A 1,654-nucleotide genomic window follows, 5' to 3' on the forward strand; every position below is an offset into this window, starting at 1 on the left:
TATTCTTGTCAGTGGAATTCTTTCCGTCTTCGAATTCCCAGAGCAATGCCGTTGCGTTTTCGGACAGGTCTGTGAAGTTAACGGTCAGAGGGGCGACTCCTTTGGATACATTCACAGAGAATTTGGCTTCCGGCACTGCATGTACGGTTATGTTATGGATATAGGCTGCAAGGTCTGTCTGAGCTTCTCCGTCTTCATAGGGTGCATAAATAAAGGATACATTGTCTCCATTTATTAGATCATTCTCACCAAGACCGTTTTCTGCCTGCTCATCATTAATGTATATCCACCAGGAGTAAGCGTGGTTTTCTGTAAAAGCTTCGTTTTCGATTTCTCCGAGGCTTTCAAGGGAGAAGACCCCTGTATTGGAATACCCTGCATCACTGATATTTGCCGGAATTTTGCTTGCGATAAGAGCACCTAGGTCGGTGAAACTGTCCACGGTGTAGTTTATACCTTCTTTAGAGGTAAATTTGAATGGAGCTGCTTCAAGGGATACATTACAGGAATCATGCTCTAATGCGGTCTCGTTTACCACAAGGATGCAGTTTTCAGTGGTTTTTGTAGTCTCATTTATCGTACCTTTATTAATGGTAAGGGAAACCGGATATTTGGCATACTTGCCTTTGGGTACAGAATACGTATTGGTCGGTTTCTCTTCAGTTGAGTTATGTCCGTCACCAAAGTCCCAATATAAGGAATTGGCTTTAAAGGACATGTTTGTAAACTCGACGACTAATGGCCCTATTCCATAGCTGGTGTTTGCGGTGAATTCCGCTATTGGAGGCAGGTATTTTGCAACTATGATGAAATTTTCCTTTGTTTTGCTGTTCGAAGTCCCACCCTCGTTTTTGACGATCAGAGTAACAGTGTAGTTTTCTGGGGTTTCATATGTGAAGGAATCGTTCTTTTTTGTTGAATCCTCTACTCCATCACCGTTAAAGTCCCAGGACCATTCAACTGCATTTTCGGATTTGTCGGTGAAATCTACTGTTAAGGGAGTTTCACCTGCTATAGGGCTCGCAGAGAAGTCCGCAACAGGGGTGCCGTAAACTTTTATTGTATCAGTTGTTGTGTTTACGGTTCCAATTTCATTTTTGACGGTCAGGTTGACAGTGTAGATCCCTTTATTATTGTATGTGAAAGTATCGTTTTGTTTTGTTGAATCCACATTTCCGTCCCCATCAAAGTCCCAGGCCCATGAAATTGCATATTTTGATTTATCCGTGAACTGGACGTTAAGTGGGGCATCTCCTTCCGTAGTGCTCGGGGTGAAATCTGCAACAGGGATTCCATAAACTGTTATTGTTTTTGTTGCCGTTTTCTGTGTCCCTCCCTCGTTTTTGACGGTCAGGGTAACAGTATAGGTTTTTGGGGTTTCATATGTGAAGGAATCGTTCTGTTTTGTTGAATCCTCTACTCCATCACCGTTAAAGTCCCAGGACCATTCAACTGCATTTTCGGATTCGTCGGTGAAATCTACTGTTAAGGGAGTTTCGCCTGCTATAGAGCTTGCAGAGAAATCAACAACAGGGGTGCCGTAAACTTTTATTGTATCAGTTGTTGTGTTTACGGTTCCAATTTCATTTTTGACGGTCAGGTTGACAGTGTAGATCCCTTTATTATTGTATGTGAAAGTATCGTTTTGTTTTGT

The 1,654-nt window shown here is 42.3% G+C and carries 1 protein-coding gene; it reads right to left on the reverse strand.

Annotated elements, in window-relative coordinates; genetic code table 11:
* Nucleotides 1-1,654: PKD domain-containing protein (locus PHO71_RS26100; protein WP_300209107.1), on the reverse strand; the 1,654-nt coding region annotated here is incomplete at both ends.

It is taken from the genome of Bacteroides sp., assembly GCF_028690125.1.
In the GTDB taxonomy this organism is placed as follows: Bacteria; Bacteroidota; Bacteroidia; order Bacteroidales; family Bacteroidaceae; genus Bacteroides.